Origin of the sequence: Photobacterium angustum (genome assembly GCF_002954615.1) — a bacterium.
In the GTDB taxonomy this organism is placed as follows: Bacteria; Pseudomonadota; Gammaproteobacteria; order Enterobacterales; family Vibrionaceae; genus Photobacterium; species Photobacterium angustum_A.
The window spans coordinates 2397308-2416948 of sequence record NZ_MSCJ01000001.1; the positions used below are offsets into that span (position 1 = coordinate 2397308).

At 41.6% G+C, this 19641-nt stretch carries 23 protein-coding genes and 1 other RNA gene; 8 read left to right on the top strand and 16 right to left on the bottom strand.

Features of this window, described 5'->3' with window-relative positions:
• Positions 1 to 5: 5 nt before the first annotated feature.
• From lepB to rpoE, 6 genes are all read right to left on the bottom strand, one after another.
• On the bottom strand, positions 6 to 905 hold the full coding sequence (lepB, locus tag BTO08_RS10675; protein ID WP_105060932.1) for a signal peptidase I: 900 nt from the start codon (positions 903 to 905) through the stop codon (positions 6 to 8).
• 142 nt (positions 906 to 1047) lie between these two features.
• On the bottom strand, positions 1048 to 2844 hold the full coding sequence (lepA, locus tag BTO08_RS10680; RefSeq protein WP_105060933.1) for a translation elongation factor 4: 1797 nt from the start codon (positions 2842 to 2844) through the stop codon (positions 1048 to 1050).
• A gap of 76 nt (positions 2845 to 2920) precedes the next feature.
• The gene (locus tag BTO08_RS10685) at positions 2921 to 3418 is read right to left on the bottom strand and encodes a SoxR reducing system RseC family protein (protein WP_105060934.1); all 498 of its coding nucleotides are present in this window, start codon (positions 3416 to 3418) and stop codon (positions 2921 to 2923) included.
• A gap of 2 nt (positions 3419 to 3420) precedes the next feature.
• Positions 3421 to 4416 (bottom strand): sigma-E factor regulatory protein RseB, encoded by a 996-nt coding sequence (gene rseB, locus BTO08_RS10690; protein WP_105060935.1) that lies wholly within the window; start codon positions 4414 to 4416, stop codon positions 3421 to 3423.
• Positions 4416 to 5072: an RseA family anti-sigma factor gene (locus BTO08_RS10695; RefSeq protein WP_198038435.1), complete on the bottom strand. Its 657-nt coding sequence runs from the start codon at positions 5070 to 5072 to the stop codon at positions 4416 to 4418. The genes rseB and BTO08_RS10695 overlap by 1 nt, the downstream gene beginning before the upstream one ends.
• 23 nt (positions 5073 to 5095) lie before the next feature.
• A complete protein-coding gene (rpoE, locus tag BTO08_RS10700; RefSeq protein ID WP_005371428.1) occupies positions 5096 to 5674 on the bottom strand; it encodes an RNA polymerase sigma factor RpoE in 579 nt (192 codons plus the stop codon).
• Between the two features lie 568 nt (positions 5675 to 6242).
• Here rpoE and nadB point away from each other — a divergent pair.
• Entirely contained in the window at positions 6243 to 7853 is a 1611-nt protein-coding gene (nadB, locus tag BTO08_RS10705; protein ID WP_105060937.1) for an L-aspartate oxidase, read from the top strand.
• 106 nt (positions 7854 to 7959) lie between these two features.
• Here nadB and BTO08_RS10710 read toward each other — a convergent pair whose 3' ends face one another.
• On the bottom strand, positions 7960 to 8376 hold the full coding sequence (locus tag BTO08_RS10710) for a protein YgfX (protein WP_347337943.1): 417 nt from the start codon (positions 8374 to 8376) through the stop codon (positions 7960 to 7962).
• Complete coding sequence (locus tag BTO08_RS10715) at positions 8345 to 8605, bottom strand: succinate dehydrogenase assembly factor 2 (RefSeq protein WP_005371425.1); 261 nt, start codon at positions 8603 to 8605, stop codon at positions 8345 to 8347. Before BTO08_RS10715 ends, BTO08_RS10710 begins: the two co-directional genes overlap by 32 nt.
• 256 nt (positions 8606 to 8861) lie before the next feature.
• On the opposite strand from BTO08_RS10715, the gene ygfZ reads away from it, so the two are divergent.
• Together ygfZ and BTO08_RS10725 are read left to right on the top strand one after the other, a co-directional pair.
• A complete protein-coding gene (ygfZ, locus tag BTO08_RS10720) occupies positions 8862 to 9845 on the top strand; it encodes a tRNA-modifying protein YgfZ (RefSeq protein ID WP_105060938.1) in 984 nt (327 codons plus the stop codon).
• A complete protein-coding gene (locus BTO08_RS10725; protein ID WP_198038462.1) occupies positions 9835 to 10314 on the top strand; it encodes an aminoacyl-tRNA deacylase in 480 nt (159 codons plus the stop codon). Before ygfZ ends, BTO08_RS10725 begins: the two co-directional genes overlap by 11 nt.
• Positions 10315 to 10367: 53 nt before the next feature.
• On the opposite strand, the gene BTO08_RS10730 is transcribed toward BTO08_RS10725, so the two are convergent.
• On the bottom strand, positions 10368 to 11498 hold the full coding sequence (locus BTO08_RS10730; protein WP_105060939.1) for a patatin-like phospholipase family protein: 1131 nt from the start codon (positions 11496 to 11498) through the stop codon (positions 10368 to 10370).
• Positions 11499 to 11728: 230 nt separating this feature from the next.
• On the opposite strand from BTO08_RS10730, the gene BTO08_RS10735 reads away from it, so the two are divergent.
• Positions 11729 to 12685 carry a LysR family transcriptional regulator gene (locus tag BTO08_RS10735; RefSeq protein ID WP_105060940.1) on the top strand — a complete coding sequence of 319 codons (957 nt, stop codon included), beginning with the start codon at positions 11729 to 11731 and terminating at the stop codon, positions 12683 to 12685.
• A gap of 43 nt (positions 12686 to 12728) precedes the next feature.
• Here BTO08_RS10735 and nqrM read toward each other — a convergent pair whose 3' ends face one another.
• From nqrM to BTO08_RS10750, 3 genes are all read right to left on the bottom strand, one after another.
• Positions 12729 to 12929, bottom strand: coding sequence for a (Na+)-NQR maturation NqrM (nqrM, locus tag BTO08_RS10740; protein WP_005371409.1), 201 nt, complete (start codon positions 12927 to 12929; stop codon positions 12729 to 12731).
• The gene (locus tag BTO08_RS10745) at positions 12926 to 13396 is read right to left on the bottom strand and encodes a NifB/NifX family molybdenum-iron cluster-binding protein (protein ID WP_105060941.1); all 471 of its coding nucleotides are present in this window, start codon (positions 13394 to 13396) and stop codon (positions 12926 to 12928) included. Before BTO08_RS10745 ends, nqrM begins: the two co-directional genes overlap by 4 nt.
• 76 nt (positions 13397 to 13472) lie before the next feature.
• The gene (locus BTO08_RS10750; RefSeq protein WP_105060942.1) at positions 13473 to 13763 is read right to left on the bottom strand and encodes a DUF134 domain-containing protein; all 291 of its coding nucleotides are present in this window, start codon (positions 13761 to 13763) and stop codon (positions 13473 to 13475) included.
• A gap of 443 nt (positions 13764 to 14206) precedes the next feature.
• Here BTO08_RS10750 and BTO08_RS10755 point away from each other — a divergent pair, with 443 nt between their 5' ends.
• Positions 14207 to 14416, top strand: a complete 210-nt coding sequence (locus BTO08_RS10755) for a DUF1107 domain-containing protein (protein WP_039860945.1) — start codon at positions 14207 to 14209, stop codon at positions 14414 to 14416.
• Between the two features lie 48 nt (positions 14417 to 14464).
• Here BTO08_RS10755 and gcvH read toward each other — a convergent pair whose 3' ends face one another.
• The 4 genes from gcvH to BTO08_RS10775 form a co-directional block, all read right to left on the bottom strand.
• Positions 14465 to 14863 carry a glycine cleavage system protein GcvH gene (gene gcvH, locus BTO08_RS10760; RefSeq protein WP_105060943.1) on the bottom strand — a complete coding sequence of 133 codons (399 nt, stop codon included), beginning with the start codon at positions 14861 to 14863 and terminating at the stop codon, positions 14465 to 14467.
• 185 nt (positions 14864 to 15048) lie between these two features.
• The gene (locus BTO08_RS10765; RefSeq protein ID WP_198038436.1) at positions 15049 to 16263 is read right to left on the bottom strand and encodes an FAD-dependent 2-octaprenylphenol hydroxylase; all 1215 of its coding nucleotides are present in this window, start codon (positions 16261 to 16263) and stop codon (positions 15049 to 15051) included.
• A 2-nt stretch (positions 16264 to 16265) separates the two neighbouring features.
• Entirely contained in the window at positions 16266 to 17453 is a 1188-nt protein-coding gene (gene ubiH, locus BTO08_RS10770) for a 2-octaprenyl-6-methoxyphenyl hydroxylase (protein WP_105060944.1), read from the bottom strand.
• Positions 17454 to 17478: 25 nt separating this feature from the next.
• Positions 17479 to 18057: a YecA family protein gene (locus BTO08_RS10775; protein WP_045084444.1), complete on the bottom strand. Its 579-nt coding sequence runs from the start codon at positions 18055 to 18057 to the stop codon at positions 17479 to 17481.
• Positions 18058 to 18446: 389 nt separating this feature from the next.
• Here BTO08_RS10775 and zapA point away from each other — a divergent pair, with 389 nt between their 5' ends.
• From zapA to BTO08_RS10790, 3 genes are all read left to right on the top strand, one after another.
• A complete protein-coding gene (zapA, locus tag BTO08_RS10780) occupies positions 18447 to 18749 on the top strand; it encodes a cell division protein ZapA (RefSeq protein WP_045084445.1) in 303 nt (100 codons plus the stop codon).
• Between the two features lie 7 nt (positions 18750 to 18756).
• A non-coding RNA gene (gene ssrS, locus BTO08_RS10785) (6S RNA) lies at positions 18757 to 18938 on the top strand.
• 72 nt (positions 18939 to 19010) lie between these two features.
• Positions 19011 to 19607: a 5-formyltetrahydrofolate cyclo-ligase gene (locus tag BTO08_RS10790; protein WP_105060945.1), complete on the top strand. Its 597-nt coding sequence runs from the start codon at positions 19011 to 19013 to the stop codon at positions 19605 to 19607.
• The last annotated feature ends 34 nt before the right edge of the window (positions 19608 to 19641 follow it).

Genomic DNA, 19641 nt, shown 5'->3' on the forward strand with positions numbered 1-19641 from the left:
CTCGATTATTTAATGCTACCGATACGATTAAAACGTACGCCGGTAGGGATCCAAGATGGAAGTAAACTATCTGCTTGTCGATCAAACTCAAAGCTGATCCAAATAGCTACCGCCTTGCCAACAAGATTCGCTTCTGGCACAAAGCCCCAGTAACGACTGTCAGCACTATTGTCACGGTTATCACCCATAACAAAATAGTTTCCTTCTGGTACAACCCACTCACCAATACCTGGACGAGGCTCATATGCCATACGACGATCACGACGTAATGGGTTGATCAGAATATGGTGATCAACATCACCCAGTTGTTCTTTAAACTCAACTAAACGTGCCATACCTTGCTTAAAGTCACTGTCAGTCATATCGGTTAATTTAACCAGTTTACATACTGAGGTACCTTTAGGCTGAATACACAGTTGCTTATCTTCACTGTAACGAACAGTATCGCCAGGTAGGCCAACAACACGCTTAATGTAATCAATCTTTGGCTGAGGTGGGAATTTAAACACCACTACATCACCACGCTTTGGCTCACCTGTACTGACGATTTTATCGTGGAAAACAGGATCTCGTAGACCATAAGCAAATTTTTCAACCAGAATAAAGTCACCTACGTATAAAGTCGGTAGCATTGATTCTGATGGAATTTGAAAAGGTTCATAAATGAAAGAGCGGAATACCATGATCAAAGCAATGACAGGGAACATTGAACTTGCTGATTCAACCCATGCAGGCTGTGGCGCAACACTTTCTAGCGTTTTAGCATCAACTTGACCACCGGATTGTTCAGCTGCTGCAGCTATTTTTAATTGACGCTTCGGTGCCCAAAGAAACTTATCAAGTGCCCAAATGATCCCTGTTACTAACGTAGCTAGTACCAGAATCAAAGAAAAAGTGTTTGCCATGTTATCCCTTATGTTTAACCCGACCAACAGAAGAATGTTGATCTGCTCTGCCCCATTTAGAGCGTCAGAGTAAAAGAAAGTGCTATTTAATTAATAAATAAGCACTTTCTAATCGTTTTTGAAGCTTATTAGCTAAAGATAATTATTTATCTTTACCCACATGAAGAATCGCTAAGAATGCTTCTTGAGGCAGTTCTACGTTACCGATCTGCTTCATACGCTTCTTACCTTCTTTCTGTTTCTGCAACAGTTTCTTCTTACGACTAATATCACCGCCATAACACTTAGCGATTACGTTTTTACGTAATTGCTTCACGGTAGAGCGAGCAATAATATGCGTACCAATCGCGGCTTGAATTGCGATATCAAACATCTGACGAGGGATAAACTCTTTCATTTTCTCAACAACATCACGACCACGAGATTGTGAGTTATCTTTGTGAGTAATGATAGCAAGTGCATCAACACGCTCACCATTAAGAAGAATATCAACACGTACCATGTCTGATTCTTGGTAACACTGGAAATTGTAATCAAGTGACGCATAACCACGAGATGTTGATTTCAAGCGATCAAAGAAATCCAGAACCACTTCTGACATTGGAATATCATACGTTAGTGCAACTTGATTGCCGTGATAAACCATATCAATCTGCACACCACGCTTTTCAATACATAAGGTAATAACGTTACCTAAGTATTCGCTTGGTACCAAAATATTACAGCGAGCAATTGGCTCACCCATAATTTCGATATCATTCACTGCTGGCAGTTTTGCAGGGCTATCAACGTACAACATTGTGCCGTCTGTTTTCTTCACTTCATACACTACAGTCGGTGCTGTTGTGATCAGGTTTAGATCATATTCACGTTCTAGACGCTCTTGAATAATCTCCATATGAAGCATACCCAAGAAACCACAACGGAAACCAAAACCTAACGCAGACGAGCTTTCTGGCTCATAAAACAATGACGCATCATTCAGGCTTAATTTACCTAAAGCATCACGGAAGTTTTCGTAATCATCAGAAGATACAGGGAATAGGCCTGCGTATACCTGAGGTTTCACTTTCTTAAAGCCAGGCAGCGCGGTTTCACAACCACCTTTTGCCAGCGTTAAGGTATCACCTACAGGTGCGCCAAGAATATCTTTAATACCACAAACAACCCAACCAACTTCACCTGTATTTAGCTCTGTTGTATCAATTTGTTTTGGTGTGAAAATACCTAAGCGGTCAACACCCCAGATTTGACCTGTGGTCATAACTTTGATCTTGTCATTTTTCTTTAGCTTGCCGTTCTTAATACGAACTAAAGAAACAACACCTAAGTAGTTATCAAACCATGAGTCAATGATTAGCGCTTGTAATGGCGCATCTGGATCACCTTCAGGTGCAGGAATTGCTTCAACAATCTTTTCAAGAACATCGTCAACACCTAAGCCTGTTTTCGCTGAACAGCGAACAGCATCAATAGCATCGATACCAACAATGTCTTCAATCTCTTCAGCTACACGCTCAGGTTCAGCCGCAGGTAAGTCAATCTTATTTAAGATTGGCACTACTTCCAAATCCATCTCAATGGCAGTGTAACAGTTAGCAAGAGTCTGAGCTTCAACGCCCTGACCCGCATCAACCACCAGCAATGCGCCTTCACAAGCGGCAAGAGAACGAGAAACTTCGTATGAGAAGTCTACGTGTCCCGGTGTGTCGATAAAGTTTAATTGATAAGTTTCACCATCTTTAGCCGTGTAATCGAGCGTCACGCTCTGGGCTTTGATGGTAATACCGCGTTCGCGTTCAAGATCCATAGAATCTAAAACTTGTGCAGCCATTTCTCGATCAGAAAGGCCGCCACAAACTTGAATTAGACGGTCGGATAAGGTCGACTTACCATGGTCGATATGTGCGATAATCGAAAAGTTACGAATGTGCTTCATGAATGGCGTGACTAGCTCGTGATTAAAATGAATGGGATCTTACGATCAAGTTGTCGGATTCTACCGAATTTAAACGCTACTCGCTATCTTTCGATGCGGCATTTATCAGCTTATCTGATGAAATCGGTGCGCCGAGAACTCGAATAAGGGTTGGCTTATACTCTGAATTACCCTCTAAGCGTTTGGCATAGTGCCGTGCTATCAGTAATCCTAACGTTGTCGCAATAACAGCAGAACTGATAACACCCAGTTCGTTACTGTTAGCTAAATCAACAAATACCCATTGCCCTAATGCACTGCCTAACAGTAAAAAAAGCAGTGGGAGCATATAGATCAATAAAGCAGAGCTTAACATACTTCGCTCAGATAAGCCGATTTCAACTACCTGCCCGATAGAAAGCGACGATTGCGTTGCTATTTTTATATCATGTACACGACCAGGCATTGCTTTCGTTACAATGCCTGTTCCGCAACTATCACGTGATGCACAATGACCACAGCTTGTTTGTTGCTGGCAACTTACCGTCACCGCTCCTTTTTCGACTGCGGTCACTGTCGCTAAAGTGCGCATCATGACTAATTACCTTTTTTTACTGCCTTATTGGGTGTCCCTTTAGTGTTATCGAAAGTGACACTTTCTGCAATCTGTCTTGCTGTTGGTGGAGGAATATCGCCGACAACCGTAATTTCTTTATTGTCTTTAACTATATTGCTCAATGTTCGGCGACCTTGACGGACAAGTTGCCCACTTAACGCATAGCTATCAATATCAGACACATATACAGAGAAGCTAAATAAACCATCACTGTACATCCGACTTTCAACAGGACGCTCTGTCATCAAGAGGCGATGGCGATCGCCTGAAATTAATTTAAAGCCATCAGGTAACCATGACACCTTCCAATCAAGATTAGCTTTTTCTTGTACTGGTAATTTTACCACTTCTGGTAGTTTTACTGTTTTCAGCTTGCTGAGCATTTCAGCCACTTTTGGATTCACCGCATAAGAAACTGCGCGAAACTGCTCTAGTAAATCACCATTTCGATCCAATAAATCCGCACGCATCACTAAATGACTAAGCTGATCAACCCATATCAAATATGAATAACGCTCGCCGTCTTTTGGTGCAATACGGATAACATCACAGGTAACTCCCGCCTCTCGTGCGCGTCCCATTGAAATGAAATCGTAGTAATGGGCTAACTCTTGAATATTAGCCTTCATCAGCGGCATGATAGGCGCCACTATTTTCGCACTTTTTACCGTGAATGGATCAAGACCGGGTTCAAAGTAACTCACCTCATTACCGCGTTGAATCACTTCTTGAGGTGGGCCACTTAAGTAGAGTAAATGACTATAGCCTTGACCATCCTCTAGCGCATGTCGATAGCGCAAGGTATCAATACTGTTCTTTTTTACTCGAATGTAAGAAATTTCGTAACTCAGCTTTTGGCTTGCCTGCTCCATTTGATGCAACAAAGCCTCTGCCGAAGGCTTTTCAGCTTCAGCAAAGGCTTGGAGAGGCAAAAGCAAGCTGACCAATGCTATCGCACCGACCAGAATCTTTTTCATTAATCTGCCACAGAATTATGTTGTTTAAGTAAAGAGTGATCAAGGCTGCCGTCTTGCGCATTAAAACGCAACTGCAACTCATAATCTTGCAACATGGAGTTAATACGACGACGTTGCTCCATCAACTGAGCTTCAGTTGGTGCACGATCCGTATTACTTGCCATATTGGTATTTAAACTTACCGGTTCCGCTTTACCTGTAAACGGAATCGTTTGTAACACAGGCACATCATTGTTAGTTGAACCTGATGAATTATCTTCACCATCATACTGCTGGACGCCAACTATAACAGCTAAAGAGACACAAGCAGCAACGGCCACTTGGCCAAATTGAGTAAGCCAAGCTGGTAACGTGCGCTGGGCTTTAAATGGTGTTGGTTGCTCTTCAATTGCTTGCGAAATTGGCTCTGTAACAACCGCAACGGGTGTTTCAGTATGGCCAACTGAATGGGCAGGTTCATCGTCTAACGCTAATGCGACATTCGCTGCAATATTCCATTCTTTGCATTGCGGAGCATCACCGCGCAACACATCACCAATTAAGGTGTAGTCACGCCATGTAAGCTCATCTTCTTTGTCTACAGTCAGCGCATTAATAATGCTCTGATCTAGCTCTTCGCCATCAAGTAATGCCGAGATCTTTTCTTTATCAGCCATTTTTTCCACCGTTGGGTGCAACATTATTGCTGCATGAGAGGACGGATACGTTTTTCAACCGCCTCACGTGCACGGAATATACGAGAGCGAACTGTACCTACTGGACATCCCATTACCTCTGCAATTTCCTCATAACTTAGACCATCCAGTTCACGTAATGAGATTGCAGTTTTGAGATCATCTGGTAGCGCTTCAATCGTGCTAAAAACAACCCGCTTCAATTCATCTGACAACATTTGGTTCTCAGGGTTCGAAATTTCTTTCAGCGCACTACCACTTTCATAATATTCCGCATCTTCTGCATCAACATCAGATGCAGGCGGACGACGCCCCTGAGCGACTAAATAGTTTTTTGCAGTATTGACTGCAATTCGGTAGAGCCATGTATAGAAGGCACTTTCACCACGGAATGTTGGTAACGCTCGGTACGCTTTAATAAACGCCTCTTGCGCCACATCTGGTACATCACCAGAATTACTGACATAACGTGATACAAGGTTACAAACTTTGTTCTGGTATTTAATAACCAGAAGGTTGAAAGCTTGCTTATCTCCCCGCTGTACTCGCTCAATTAAAACCTGATCAGTTTGCTGCTCGCTCATTCGAGCGTGTACTCCTATATCTGTCTTTACTCAATATTGCATTAGCTAAATAAAGCCACAAATACTTACGTTAAGTGCTCTATCAAAAATGCTATATCATGATTTGTTCGGCGTAGTAACGCTAATAAGCCGAGTGTCGCCTTAAACAAATCATTGAGTTATGAAATATTTATGAGCATGAGCACTACTTATGACCGAAGGATAATGGCAAAGTTCCTACGCCCATTAAATAATTTCGGCTTATTATGTTAATTTTTATATCACCGTGACTTATGTCACGGTGTATTAAGTGAACACTATCTTACCTTAATTCACGATACTAACGGGCTTTTCAGCGCGAAAAAAGCAAAATTAATAACAAGTTTTAGGATTATTACATTATATAACTTTTTTATTATTCACCTTTAATCGTCATTAATTCACGCGTTGACGCTAGGTATAAAAATTGTCATGCGATATATTTGAATACTTAATCGTCTACAAAACTTATTTGTCGTACAATTTTCATGCTAATTTGACGTGAATTTGTTAGGATACGGACAGATAACAAAAGGATATGAGATCAAGTATGAATCAGATTCATCAACATAACTGCGATGTACTGGTTATTGGCAGCGGTGCCGCTGGCCTATCATTAGCACTACACCTTTCTTCTTCTGCCAATGTTACCGTGTTATGTAAAGGACCGCTAAATGAAGGCGCTACTTATTACGCACAGGGCGGAATTGCAGCAGTATTTGATGAGTCAGACAGCATCGATTCACATGTTGAAGATACCCTTATTGCTGGCGCCCACTTATGCGATAAAGAGGTCGTTCGTTTTATTGCCGAGAATGCTAAAGAATGTGTTCAGTGGTTGATTGATGGCGGCGTACCGTTTGATCGTGAAGAATCTGATAGTGATGATAACCCTCGTTTTCACTTAACTCGTGAAGGCGGCCACAGCCATCGTCGTATTCTCCATGCCGCTGATGCAACAGGCATGGCAATGCAAACATCTCTTCAAGATCAAGCCCGTAATCATCCCAATATTACCATTTTAGAACGTCATAATGCGCTCGATTTAATCACCGAAAAAAAGCTTAATCCAAATACCGAATCAAATCGCGTATTAGGCGCTTATGTGTGGAACCGTGATAAAGAAATGGTAGAAACACTGGGGGCTAAGTTCGTTATTTTAGCCACTGGTGGTGCTTCAAAAGTCTATCAATATACCTCTAACCCAGACGTGTCTTCCGGTGATGGTATCGCCATGGCGTGGCGTGCTGGTTGTCGTGTGGCAAATCTTGAGTTCAATCAGTTTCACCCAACCTGTTTATTCCACCCTGAAGCCCAGACTTTCTTGCTAACAGAAGCACTGCGTGGAGAAGGGGCGTATTTACGTCGCCCTGATGGCTCTCGTTTTATGCCTGAATTTGATGAGCGTGCAGAGCTCGCGCCTCGTGATATTGTTGCCCGTGCCATCGACTATGAAATGAAACGTTTAGGCGCTGACTGCATGTACCTTGATATCAGTCATAAGCCAGCAGACTTTGTTAAAAAACACTTCCCGATGATTGATGAAAAGCTACAAAGCTACGGCATTGATATCACGAAAGAGCCTATCCCTATTGTTCCCGCCGCCCACTATACCTGTGGTGGCGTTATGGTTGATAAAAAGGGTAAAACGGATATTGATGGCTTATATGCGATTGGTGAAGTGAGTTACACAGGCTTGCATGGTGCTAACCGTATGGCATCAAATTCACTGTTAGAGTGTGTGGTTTATGCTTGGTCTGCAGCCAAAGATATTCAGGCTAAAATGGATACAATTGCCGTTCCACCAGCTTTACCAATATGGGATGAAAGTAAAGTCAGCAACTCGGATGAAGAAGTCGTTATCCAACATAACTGGCACGAATTACGTTTATTCATGTGGGATTATGTCGGTATTGTCCGTTCAACAAAAAGACTTGAACGTGCAATGCACCGAATAGAGTTACTGAAAAATGAAATTAGCGAGTATTACAGCCATTTCCGTGTTTCAAACAATTTAATTGAACTGCGTAACCTTGTTCTGGTTGCAGAGCTTATCATTCGTTGTGCTATTGAGCGAAAAGAAAGTCGAGGTCTTCATTACACCTTGGATTACCCAGAGTTAGACGATAACGCACAACCTACGGTCTTAACTCCCAAATAAATCGTCAATATCATTCACGTAGACAAAAACATAAAAGTCCCGATCAAGTATCGGGCTTTTTTTATATTCCAATCACATAAATTGCTACTTTAAAAAACATTCGTTGCTAACGAGGTGAGAAATACAGATACGTAAACATTTTTAAATGGCGATAATGACGTTCGGACAAACTATCACGCCAGACAATAATCCAACGATGAGATAACCCCTCCACTTTAAAAATGATCAACCAACGGGTTAACGGACGAACATAAATCACGCCACCTCGTTGCTGTTGATAATAAACCTCACCTATAGAAGAAAGTCGGAAATGGCCTTGTAATTGATAACTGTATATCGCCGAATTAAGGTATTCGTCATACAGCTTTTCACACCAAATCAAAGCTATCGGAAGTGTTAGTAATGAACTTGAAAACAAGAGGAATATAGCCACACACAAGTAAGCTACCGTTAATGTGGCTATGTGTAATTTAGATGGGAATAAATAAAGATCAGCGTAATTTACTGTTGTTGTGAGCAACAATCATATCCACCATATTCGCATGGGCTTCATTTTCACTACGGCCGTGTTTCATCACCCATGTAAAAAGATCAGGATCATCACACGTTAGTAGATTAATAAAGTCTTGCTGCTGTTGCTCTGATAGTTCATCAAAACGCTCTTCAAAAAACGGCATAATAATCACATCTAACTCTAGCATTCCACGTCGGCATGCCCATTTAACTCGTGCTTTATCTTCCGCGCTTAACATATTTAACCTCGATAACTAGAACTAAAAACCTATTTAATGCTGTAGATTTAAAACAAAGAGAAACAGCTATTTATAGTAGCAGTGACATCACTTCCCGACCATGCGCTTAAACAAGCAATCATTAAAGATGAGACATTAAAACGATAAATCCCCTTTCAATGACTCTTGCTTGATTCCCACAGCGAGACGATGGTTAATTATTTTATTTACTTGGTATACCATGTCGTAATAATGACAACATTCTGTGGACAGAGATATGAGTACTTGGTCAACAAATCTAACGTTTTCCCCCCTTGCTTTATCATCGCAAGATCCTCTTCCAGCTTTAGCATTAAGTAAGCTTGATGACTGGGGAATGGTCACGTTAATTGGTGCCGACAGTAAAGCCTATTTACAAGGTCAGTTAACGTGTGATCTTGTATCACTAGAAGCGAGTAAATCAACATTAGCAGCACATTGTGATGCTAAAGGTAAAATGCGTACTGTGATGCGTGTTTTCCATATCGACAATGGCTATGGTTATCTTCAACGCCAAACGGTCATGGCAACCCAGATCCCCGAGCTAAAAAAATACGCAGTTTTCTCTAAAACCGATATCAATCAATCAACTGACGTAGTCTTAGGTCTTAGTGGTGAACAAGCTCAAAACACGATTGATAACTACTTTACAGGTAATGATGATGTCCGTCATAACGACACAGCAACTGCAGTAAAAGTAGATAACTTACGTTGGTTTATTATCACGCCAATGGAGCACGCTGAAGCTGTCGCTCAACACTTTGCGGCTAACGCGACGCTAACCGATGCTGCGTTGTGGAACTTATACGATATTAAAGCTGCACTCCCCGTTGTTGAAGCAGAGACTGAACTTGAATTTATTCCACAAGCGATGAACCTTCAGGCCGTTAACGGTATTAGCTTTAAAAAAGGGTGTTACACAGGTCAAGAAACGGTTGCCCGTGCAAAATACCGTGGTATTAACAAACGCGCGATGTACATCGTGAGCGGTGAATCCACACAGTGCCCACAAGCAGGTGATGCACTTGAACGTAGCATCGGTGAAAACTGGCGTAAAGGTGGAACGGTTATCACTGGCTACCAATTTAATGATCAACAAGCGTTAGCTTTAGTCGTATTGCCAAACGATCTCGATGACGATGCACAATTTCGATTTGCATCACAACCTGATGCCATCTGGGAAAAACATCCATTACCTTACGCTTTAGATGATGACGCATAATTCTATCGATACTGCTGTTACCCGTTTTCTTGATGAAGAAGGCGTTGATTTTCGCCTTCTTCATCACAGCAAACCAGCAAAAACCATTGAGGAAGCGGCTCAAGAACGTGGTGTTGACCCAAAGCAACTGGTCAAATCCATTTTGCTCAAAGATATGGCAGGATTTCATGTTTTAGCCTGTGTACCTGGGCCGAATGCTGTTGATCCTAAGAAAGTCCGTGAGCTATTTGGTTGTCGTCGTATGACCTGTGCTGATGCTTCTGATGTTGAAAAAATCACAGGTTTAGTTATTGGCACTGTTGCGCCATTAGGCTTGAAACGCCCATTGCCCATTATTTTCGATCATCAAATAGAGCAACATACTAAAGTGAACATTAGTAGCGGCGATCGTATGGCAGGGCTTGAGTTAGCTACCGATGATTTAGTGATCTTATGCGATCCTATGTTTGGTGATATCAGCCGAGACTAATCCATTAAAGTAAAGCCCCTAAAAATAAGGGGCTTTCATTTAACTCTAATACGTTAACTGGCTTTACTTATTTTATCATCTTCTACCCATCCACCGTGGTCTTGGCGTGGATGATAATGCGTGGGTAATTTTTTACTTCTTTGCGTCCATGGCGATTCTTTAATGGCTTTCGTCATATCTTCATAGCCTGCTTCACGACGTAAACGAATAGAACGACGTGAGAACTCTGCATCACTTAATGGAATATGGCCTTTCAGTGGATCAAACGTAATATGCACGATATCAATATGTCTGCCTACTTTTAGTGACACCACATCAGGCACTTGTTCACTATCAACGACATCTTTTGAATGTTCTAAAATATGATCAAGATTACGCTTTGCTACGAGCGCTTCAATATGATCACAAGAGCGACTCGCGTACTGGATCTCTTTTTCACGCCATAACACTTCACTCATGGTTTGTGGTAATTCACCTTTTGCATTCCATAAATCAACCATAAAGACGAGTAAATCTTCATCTTTTTCAGCTAAATCTAAAATACCATTGATCGGTGAATTGGAAACACACCCACCATCCCAATAATGATCATCACCAATTTTAGTGGCTGGAAAGCCTGGTGGTAAAGATCCACTAGCAACAGCATGAGCTGGTTGTAATGGTTGCGTATGACTATCAAAAAATACTAACTCTCCCTTCGTTACACTTGTTGCGCCAACGGTTAAACGGGCTTTCTGTTGATTAATAATAGAGAAATCAGACAGGTCATCGATAGTGGAAAATAACGGGCTAGTATCATAAAAACTGGTTGCTGATTCACCAGGCAATGACAACCATGGATTAATAATACGCGGTACAAAAAAGCCAGGTTGGCCCATTATTAATGCTTGAGATGCACTAAAGATATTAAACATCGGTGCCATTGATGGTAATAAATCAACATCAGTTTCTGGTCTTGAGATACGATCCCAAAAATCAGTCAATTTATTTAAACGATCTTCAGGTTTATTGCCTGCCAAGATGGCACTATTCAACGCGCCGATGGAAATGCCAGCAAACCAGTCTGGTGTGTATCCCGCTTCTTCCAGTGCTTGATACGCGCCAATATGATAAGCACCTAATGCACCACCACCTTGTAGAACAAGGCAAACCTTTGGTTTTTTCTTAGTACGTGTTCTAGCCATCATAATCCCTTTTTATCTGATAAGTCCGAGTATTACTCTACAGATTAAAAAGGCACCAGCTTGATAAAAAAACAGATAATCGATATAAAACAAGGCGAACTCACAAGCTGTTTTTTATCAATTGCAATTTGTTTCATATATTACTCTTGCAATTAGCACTCTTTGATACTCGCTCTTTTATTGTGCCAATTTCGCTTATTAATGTTATTTCTTACTAGGTATTCCACACTATGTCTGTTTCTCCTTCACATAAAAAAGATATCAACTGGCGTGGTGTTGATCTCAACCTGCTGATCTCCTTTTCCGCTCTAATGGAAACACAAAGTGTTACGAAGGCGGCAAACAAACTCGCGATTGGACAATCTGCCATGAGTCATAATTTGTCTCGTTTAAGGCAACTCCTTGACGATCCTTTATTTGAACGTCAAGGACACAATATGATCCCAACACAAAAAGCGTTAGAGCTCTCGGTCACTGTCGAAAAAATTCTAAACTTAATCACTAGAGAGCTATTACAACCGAGTACATTTGAGCCAGAGCTGTTCACTGGAACGTTTAAAATAGGCCTAACCGATTACGCAGAGTTACTCTTCGCACCCGCCATTTTTGATGCCATTCATACTTGCTCACCACATAGTCATCTCAGCTTCTTTAATGTTGATCGGCATAACTATCAAACCGTTTTTAATGATCAACGATTAGACTTAGTGATTGGTTCAATGACAAATATGGGCAAAGACATTAGTAGCCAATATTTATATACCGAAGATCATGTTTGTTTATTCGATAGCAAAGCAACCGGACTCAATGCCCCTATCACCATAGAACAATATAGTGCACATCCGCATGCCTTAGTTTCACCAGATGGACAACTCATTACCCAAGTTGATGAGCAACTAAAAAATCATGCCTTACAACGTCAAGTCGCGGTAGGTTCACGTAACTTTTTGACCATCCGCCATTTACTCAAAGGAAGGGATCTACTGTGTGTGGTTTCTCGCTTAATGGCACAATTAGATCTGTTTCATGATGATTTGATCCAATGCCCAACCCCTGTCGATATTGCTGATTTTGATATTCGTTTATTATGGCTACATCGCAATGGCACTCACCCGCGTAATGAGTGGCTACGTCAACGGGTTGCCAGTACGGTTATCGAACAGGTAAAACAACTCCAGAAACAATAACGGATAATAAAAAAGCAGAGTATGCATACTCTGCTTTCTACGACTACTTACCCGATTGAGGTTCTTGAATTTGGTATAACTTGTGTTCGTCACAAGGTTCATCGCAGTTACATTCTTTATCAACACCCACGTTGGCTAAACCACCACAGCTGCCTTTGATGGTACGTTGTTTTAAAAACCAACCTATCGCCATAGCAAAAATAACAAGCAGAAAAATACCTAGTGTTAACAGAAATGTGGTCACAACTTAAAACCTCCAATTTTTGTTAAACCGCTAACAGGCGATAATGATGACATCCCGACTTTAGCAACAGGCGCTTTCTTTTTAGTGCCGCAACCGCAGCCACATGCGCCTTTTTCACGCTTACAATCTCGGCCTTGCTCTGCCGATGTTAACGCTTCTTTTACTGCGCTACCTGATAATACATCAGCCAACGTTGTGCGTGGTGCAACTCGACTAACATTAAAGCCTGCCTTTAATAATCGAGCCAGTGATCGCTGACCAATATTACCTAAGACGATTTCAGACACGTCATGATCAGCCAATTGACGCTGGATTATTTTTTTATGCTTACAGCCTAGTTCGCGACTACCTGTATTTTCAATTCTAGCAACTTGCTGTCCTTGCTGATCGTAAATAACAAAAACAGCCGCTTTACCAAAGTGCCCTGCAACCTGCTCACGTGGCGTTAATGCAATTGCCATTGACATAATTATTCCTCACTCACTTAACCGAGCGCTCACAACGAATATGATCGCTTTTTATCACTTATCAAAATAAAAGCGTTCATGGTGTTGGCATATAACCGTCAAGTTCTAACGCCAACCCTTGCACTAACGCTTGCGCCACTTTTTTTCGTCCCGACGCCACTATATTGCCTAATGTTTGACGAGAGACACCGAGTTGCTTTGCCGCTTCTACCTGTTGCAAACCTTGCATATCAACTAATCGAAGTGCTTCTAATTCATCGCTATCTAAACGTAATGACACGAGTTCTTTCATCGGTACGCCATTGGGCTTAAAGCAACTGTACGCTGGACGACATCCTATTCGACGTTCAATCTTAGGCCTAGCCATGGTTCACCTTATCCATCTAACTATGGTGAATTATTGGCGTATGCCAAAAACATTACTTTGATCTAGATACGTAACAAGCAATAAAAATTTTTCTTATCTAAACACATCAATGATTTATAAATTCACAAAATAAAATCCCAATATAACGGCTTTTAAAAACAATGAAGATGAAAGTACCATGCGCGGATATTGTAGCGAAGAGAAGATAACAGACGTGAAGATGGCGCGAACTACCTTTAAAAATGAAGTCTGTTTATTTTATTCGCCCCCCCTAAAAACCTTATAAACAGAATAATCATCTGATTTTTTATTTCTTTGCTAATTAATAAGTTAGATAGTTACATATAGGAAACAGCATATGCTAATTATGTCACAGAAGTGTCATATACAAACTGCTATACTTAGCGCCGTCAATAGCCAGGAAGGTTGGAGTTAGCAGTATTATGCGGATGTTTAAACGCTACTTACCAAAATTAATCGCCAAACATGTCAGTCGCTTATTTAGTGGTCGCCTCTACATTGACGGACGCGGTGGGTACCATTTTGAAAATGGTTTACTACTGGTTCCTATTAAAGCAGAGAAGCGTCATTACGATACCGTGAATGAGGTGAATTTAGAGGTAAGACGCTTACGTGAAACCTATGAAGCTTAAGCGCTATTGCTAACTATAAAGCCCATATCAAAATGGGCTTTTTTGATCTTACTGTTCTTCATCTTCAACAATAATAGTGGCGTAATCTTCCGCCATCAATAAGTCATTCAGCTCGTTATCATCATTCACCCTAATCTGAAATAACCAACCGTCACCATAAGGATCACTATTAACGAGCTCTGGTGCCGAATCTAATTCATCGTTAACAGCAATCACGACACCAGACAAGGGAGCATATATATCTGAAGCCGCTTTTACAGATTCAGCCATCGCACACTCTTCCCCCACATCTGTGGATGATTCAATATCTGGCAATTCAACATAAACCATATCACCAAGCAATGATTGAGCATGGTCGGTAATACCAATAGTGTAAATCCCATCACCTTCAGAACGAATCCATTCATGGCTGTGGGTATATTGTAATTCAAGAGAAACGTAACTCATTTTCACATCCTTATAAAAGTAGCAATAATCTTCAAAGCGCTACTGTCACCATGTCAGATCTATATAAATTAACGCACAGTATTTATGCCTGATATTTACTGTAGGTGAAAAAATCCATTTTGTTAGTCACGAAAAACAAAAAAGTCACCATCAGGTGACTTTTTCAACATTCGCTAACAAGCATGTTATTTTTCGTAGCGAGCAAGCTCTGGCAATTCACCACTCAAACCTAACGCTTTACGCATAAACTCGTCTTTCATACCCGGCGCTTTATCTGCTACTAACATACCTATATCACGTAATAGTTTTTTCGCTGGATTTGAACCTGAAAACAGATCTTTAAATCCTTGCATCGCAGTGATCATCTTCGCCGCTTCAGCTTTACGCCAACGTTCATATTGACGTAAATGCGCCTGTTTACCTATATCTTTATCTGCTAACCATAGTGCTTTAAGCTCTTGTGCCAAAGCCGCTGCATCAAGCAAACCAAGGTTTACTCCCTGCCCTGCCAATGGATGAATAGTATGTGCTGCATCACCGACTAACGCGACGCGTTCACGAACAAAATCACGCGCATAACGCATACGCAGTGGAAACGCTTGACGCTCACCTTCTACGCGACATAAACCTAAGCGATTATCAAATGCAGTCGTTAGATGCTGATTAAACAACTCATCTGACATATCACATAATTGTTTAGCTTCATCTGGCGGTACAGACCACACGATAGAGCATAAATCAGGTTCAGATAACGGTAAAAAGGCTAACGGTCCTTGTGGCCGAAAAATCTGTCGTGCCATCTTCATGTGTGGCTCTTGGCTACGAATATTAGCCACAATGGCACTATGACCATAATCCCAATGGGTTAATGGAATATCTAGTTGCTGACGTACCCAAGAGTTTGCCCCATCAGCACCAACAACCAATTTCGCCGTCAGATGTTTGCCAGATGCTAATGTTAGCCATGCTTCTGATTCACCAAAAGCGATGTTTTCACAACGCTCTGGAACTAATAACGTCACATTACTAAACTGCTTTACACGATCTAATAAGGCGAGCTGAATGACTCGATTTTCAACAATATGCCCCAGATCAGGCTGAGCTAATCGCTGTGCATCAAAATGGATTTGAGCAAAGCTATCTTGCTCCCATACGGTCATTTCCGAATATGGGCTCATACGACGACTTACAATCCCTTCCCATACGCCTAAGCGACGAAAAATACGTTCACTGGCACGGCTTAATGCCGATACACGTAAATCAGGTAATGACTGCAATTGAGGATCAGGTAAATGTCCTTCAATAACGGCAACTCGAAGTTCAGTTTCAGCCAATGCTGCAGCTAACGTTAAGCCCACCATTCCGCCGCCAATAATCGCGACATCAACACTTTGCATCATAGCTATCGTTCTACCTGTCCCATAGCACGACGCAATAGCGGTGCTTTTAATGTGTTTGAAAGATTCATTGTAGCCAAACCAACATTCCGTCCAGCCGTCAACAATCGATTATCATTAGCAAATAAGTTTACCAATCCTGTTGTCATCATAATGGTATTTTGACGATCGGGCATACGGCGTTCTCGGTAACGCCCTAACACCTCAGGTAAACCTATATCGTTACCCTGTTGACGACCTGAAACGATCTCTTCAGCAAGTGTCATTACATCTCGAATACCGAGGTTAAATCCTTGTCCTGCGATAGGATGTAATGTTTGCGCCGCATTACCAATCACGGCAAAACGATGCGATACCAGCGAGTTCGATTGACGAAGTAATAGCGGATAGCATGAGCGTTTACCCGTTTGGGTTAACGCACCTAAACGCCACCCAAACGCGTGTTGTAGCTTGGCAAGAAATTCTGCGTCAGATAAATCCATGATCACTTGTTGTTGCTCTGGTGGTACACACCACACTAAAGAGCTTCGCCCTTGAGACATCGGCAGCAAGGCAACAGGACCATGTTCTGTAAAGCGTTCAAATGCTTGATTATAATGAGGCTCAGAGGTTGTAATATTGGCAATAATAGCAGTTTGTTCAAAATCATAGTCTGAGCGACCAAGCTTCACCAACTGACAGCAATGAGAAATAGCCCCATCAGCAGCCACCAGCAACGACGCCTGTATACGTTCACCGTTATCAAGCTCAATAGTTGCGTGATCTACGCTGCGCTCAATTTGCTTAACACTGGCAGGACAATATAGATCAACATTTACTAGCTGCTGCAGTTTATGGTGAAAAACTTCACCTACATCAGCGAGTTCAACCACATAACCTAACGCATCGACCGCCTGCTCCTGTGAGGAGATACGAACCATACCCGCATGACCACGATCTGAAACATGAATATCGTTTATCGGCGTTGCAACATCAAGCAAGGCTGACCACATACCAATGTTATCCAGTAAGCGTGTCGTACCATACGATAAAGCGATACTTCTTGCATCATAACCCGGATGAGTATCAAACTCAGGCATCACAGCTTCAACCACTGCAATACGTAATGAATGACGGCTCAATACATCTAATGCGATAGCAAGACTCGCTCCTGCCATTGCACCACCAGCAATTACAACATCATAGTGCTTCACTATTTATCCCTTCACAAAACAACGTTTAGTGTAACGTTGGTTTTTCCTCTGCATCTTCAGCAACTGGACGCTGCCCTAATTCAGAATGACAACTCAATACACACATACGAACATGCTCAACAACTTGTTCAAATAAAGCTGCTTGTTCTTCCATATCGTCATCTTCATCAATACCTAACTGAGCGATCTCTTGAAGATCAGCTAAAGCTTCAGTGACAGCTTCAGACAATTGGTTCTTTTGAAGATCCATCAGCCCTAAACCAGAAATAAAGCTAGTTACCCACTCTGTTAATGCATCTGCTCGCATCATTAGTGGCTCATCATCATCTGGCATCAGTAATGAAAACTCAAAACCACCACTAAACAGCTCATTCGCGGTTGTCGTAAACAGAGAGCGGATCATTGTTTTAGCACCGTCGGTTAATGGCTCACCTTCGTTAGCATAATCACTAACAGGGCCAACCCAGCTTTCATCATCAATCGCTAAACCACCGCAAATCATGCCACTTAATAAACCATGTAATTCAGCAGGTGCCGCTGCAAGCCCTTGCTCTTTTAACGCAGATTCAACAGCTTGGTATGTAGGTAGGGTTATTTCACTCATGGTTTATTACCTTTATTTTTAGATCAAACAACGAACAAAGCGTTCTATTGTTACTTCACATTGCTATATCCACTTCATTTAGAGAATTCAAATCAAGCAAACATCAATAATTACATTTTTACTTAATTTCTAAAGCAGAAATAACAATGGGTCAGTAACCGCCTGTGTTATGCTAACACTTAAGCTCTGTTCGGCAAATCATAACGCCGGGCATAACGTTCAATAGTTAACCAACCACCAATTTGGTGTGATTAATATCTGATTAGTTAGAGACTATTGAGCACAAAGTGAAGTATAGCCGCTTGCATGTTGTAACCGCTTTTCCTATGATTTGGCGACAAGCAAAAGCGGAATGAATACCCATTAGGCATGGAGCAAACCGAAGATTTATGAGTACTCAGGCTGTAGAGATTCAAGTATTCGGCAGAAATATCAAAGTTAACTGCCCAACTGGTCAAGAGGATGCACTTCGTGCTGCCGCTTCTGATTTTGACCAACGCTTGAAAGATATGTCAGAGCGCACTAAAGTATCCAATGTAGAGCAACTGTTACTCTTTACAGGGCTTAACATCTGCAACGAGTTACATGCAGAGCGACTAGAACATAACGGAAGCGCTGGAATTTTATCCAATAAGATCAGTGCACTAGAAGAAAAATTAGATAAAGCATTGCAAAATTATCCAAAGCGTTGATAATGAATTAACCCTGGGGTGTGCGTCAGTGAATGAACGTCCCCGAGCCGATAAGCAAATACCCAGGATCTGCTTTTATTAGCTATTGAGCATGCTCAGCTCGACTGAGAAGCCTACGGTTAATGTTGCCGATCCACCTTGAACGTCTGGTTCAAGGGCATTATTTCGCAACGGCACCTTGGGGCACTCCTCTGTTTTACTTCCAATTTCAAAAGCATATCCATACAATTTAGCAAAATCCCAACTCAAGGATTGAGCCAAATGACACCACAGCTTGTAACCCCACGACAAAAAATAAGACAACAAATTCGCTTACAGCGACAACAACTTCCTCCTGAACAACAAAGACACGCTAGCCTACAATTACTTAAACAAGTTCAGCAATGCGAACAATTTATTGCCAGTCAACATATTGCGCTTTATTTGACCAATGATGGTGAGATCAGCACTCAACCCATTATCGACTGGTTATGGCAAAGCGGAAAATCTGTTTACCTACCGGTTTTACATCCTTTTAGCAAAGGGCACTTATTATTTCTTAACTACACCCCTAGCACTCCTATGCGCAAAAATCGCTATCAAATTTCAGAGCCCACTCTCGATGTACGAGCAGTAAAACCCGTTAATAAATTAGATATTATTTGCACCCCACTGGTGGCTTTTGATAACTCAGGTCAACGATTAGGTATGGGAGGTGGCTACTATGATCGCACTCTTAGCCAATGGCATCAGCATAAACAAGGCCCTTACCCACTAGGTTTAGCCCATGATTGCCAATATGTAGAACAATTGCCAAGCGAACAATGGGATGTGCCGTTACCTAAAATTATCACTCCGTCAAAGATCCACTGTTGGTAAAAACACAAATAAGAGCATCAAATTGACATGCTTA

Coding starts and splice junctions, on each gene's coding strand:
- BTO08_RS10790 (WP_105060945.1), top strand. CDS start 19,011: ATGACACCACAGCTTGTAACCCCACGACAAAAAATAAGACAACAAATT.
- BTO08_RS10750 (WP_105060942.1), bottom strand. CDS start 13,763: ATGGCTAGGCCTAAGATTGAACGTCGAATAGGATGTCGTCCAGCGTAC.
- BTO08_RS10685 (WP_105060934.1), bottom strand. CDS start 3,418: ATGATGCGCACTTTAGCGACAGTGACCGCAGTCGAAAAAGGAGCGGTG.
- BTO08_RS10735 (WP_105060940.1), top strand. CDS start 11,729: ATGTCTGTTTCTCCTTCACATAAAAAAGATATCAACTGGCGTGGTGTT.
- gcvH (WP_105060943.1), bottom strand. CDS start 14,863: ATGAGTTACGTTTCTCTTGAATTACAATATACCCACAGCCATGAATGG.
- lepA (WP_105060933.1), bottom strand. CDS start 2,844: ATGAAGCACATTCGTAACTTTTCGATTATCGCACATATCGACCATGGT.
- rpoE (WP_005371428.1), bottom strand. CDS start 5,674: ATGAGCGAGCAGCAAACTGATCAGGTTTTAATTGAGCGAGTACAGCGG.
- BTO08_RS10745 (WP_105060941.1), bottom strand. CDS start 13,396: ATGTCAATGGCAATTGCATTAACGCCACGTGAGCAGGTTGCAGGGCAC.
- rseB (WP_105060935.1), bottom strand. CDS start 4,416: ATGAAAAAGATTCTGGTCGGTGCGATAGCATTGGTCAGCTTGCTTTTG.
- BTO08_RS10755 (WP_039860945.1), top strand. CDS start 14,207: ATGCGGATGTTTAAACGCTACTTACCAAAATTAATCGCCAAACATGTC.
- BTO08_RS10765 (WP_198038436.1), bottom strand. CDS start 16,263: ATGATGCAAAGTGTTGATGTCGCGATTATTGGCGGCGGAATGGTGGGC.
- ygfZ (WP_105060938.1), top strand. CDS start 8,862: ATGAGTACTTGGTCAACAAATCTAACGTTTTCCCCCCTTGCTTTATCA.
- BTO08_RS10715 (WP_005371425.1), bottom strand. CDS start 8,605: ATGTTAAGCGCGGAAGATAAAGCACGAGTTAAATGGGCATGCCGACGT.
- nadB (WP_105060937.1), top strand. CDS start 6,243: ATGAATCAGATTCATCAACATAACTGCGATGTACTGGTTATTGGCAGC.
- BTO08_RS10695 (WP_198038435.1), bottom strand. CDS start 5,072: ATGGCTGATAAAGAAAAGATCTCGGCATTACTTGATGGCGAAGAGCTA.
- BTO08_RS10725 (WP_198038462.1), top strand. CDS start 9,835: ATGACGCATAATTCTATCGATACTGCTGTTACCCGTTTTCTTGATGAA.
- BTO08_RS10730 (WP_105060939.1), bottom strand. CDS start 11,498: ATGGCTAGAACACGTACTAAGAAAAAACCAAAGGTTTGCCTTGTTCTA.
- lepB (WP_105060932.1), bottom strand. CDS start 905: ATGGCAAACACTTTTTCTTTGATTCTGGTACTAGCTACGTTAGTAACA.
- BTO08_RS10775 (WP_045084444.1), bottom strand. CDS start 18,057: ATGAGTGAAATAACCCTACCTACATACCAAGCTGTTGAATCTGCGTTA.
- zapA (WP_045084445.1), top strand. CDS start 18,447: ATGAGTACTCAGGCTGTAGAGATTCAAGTATTCGGCAGAAATATCAAA.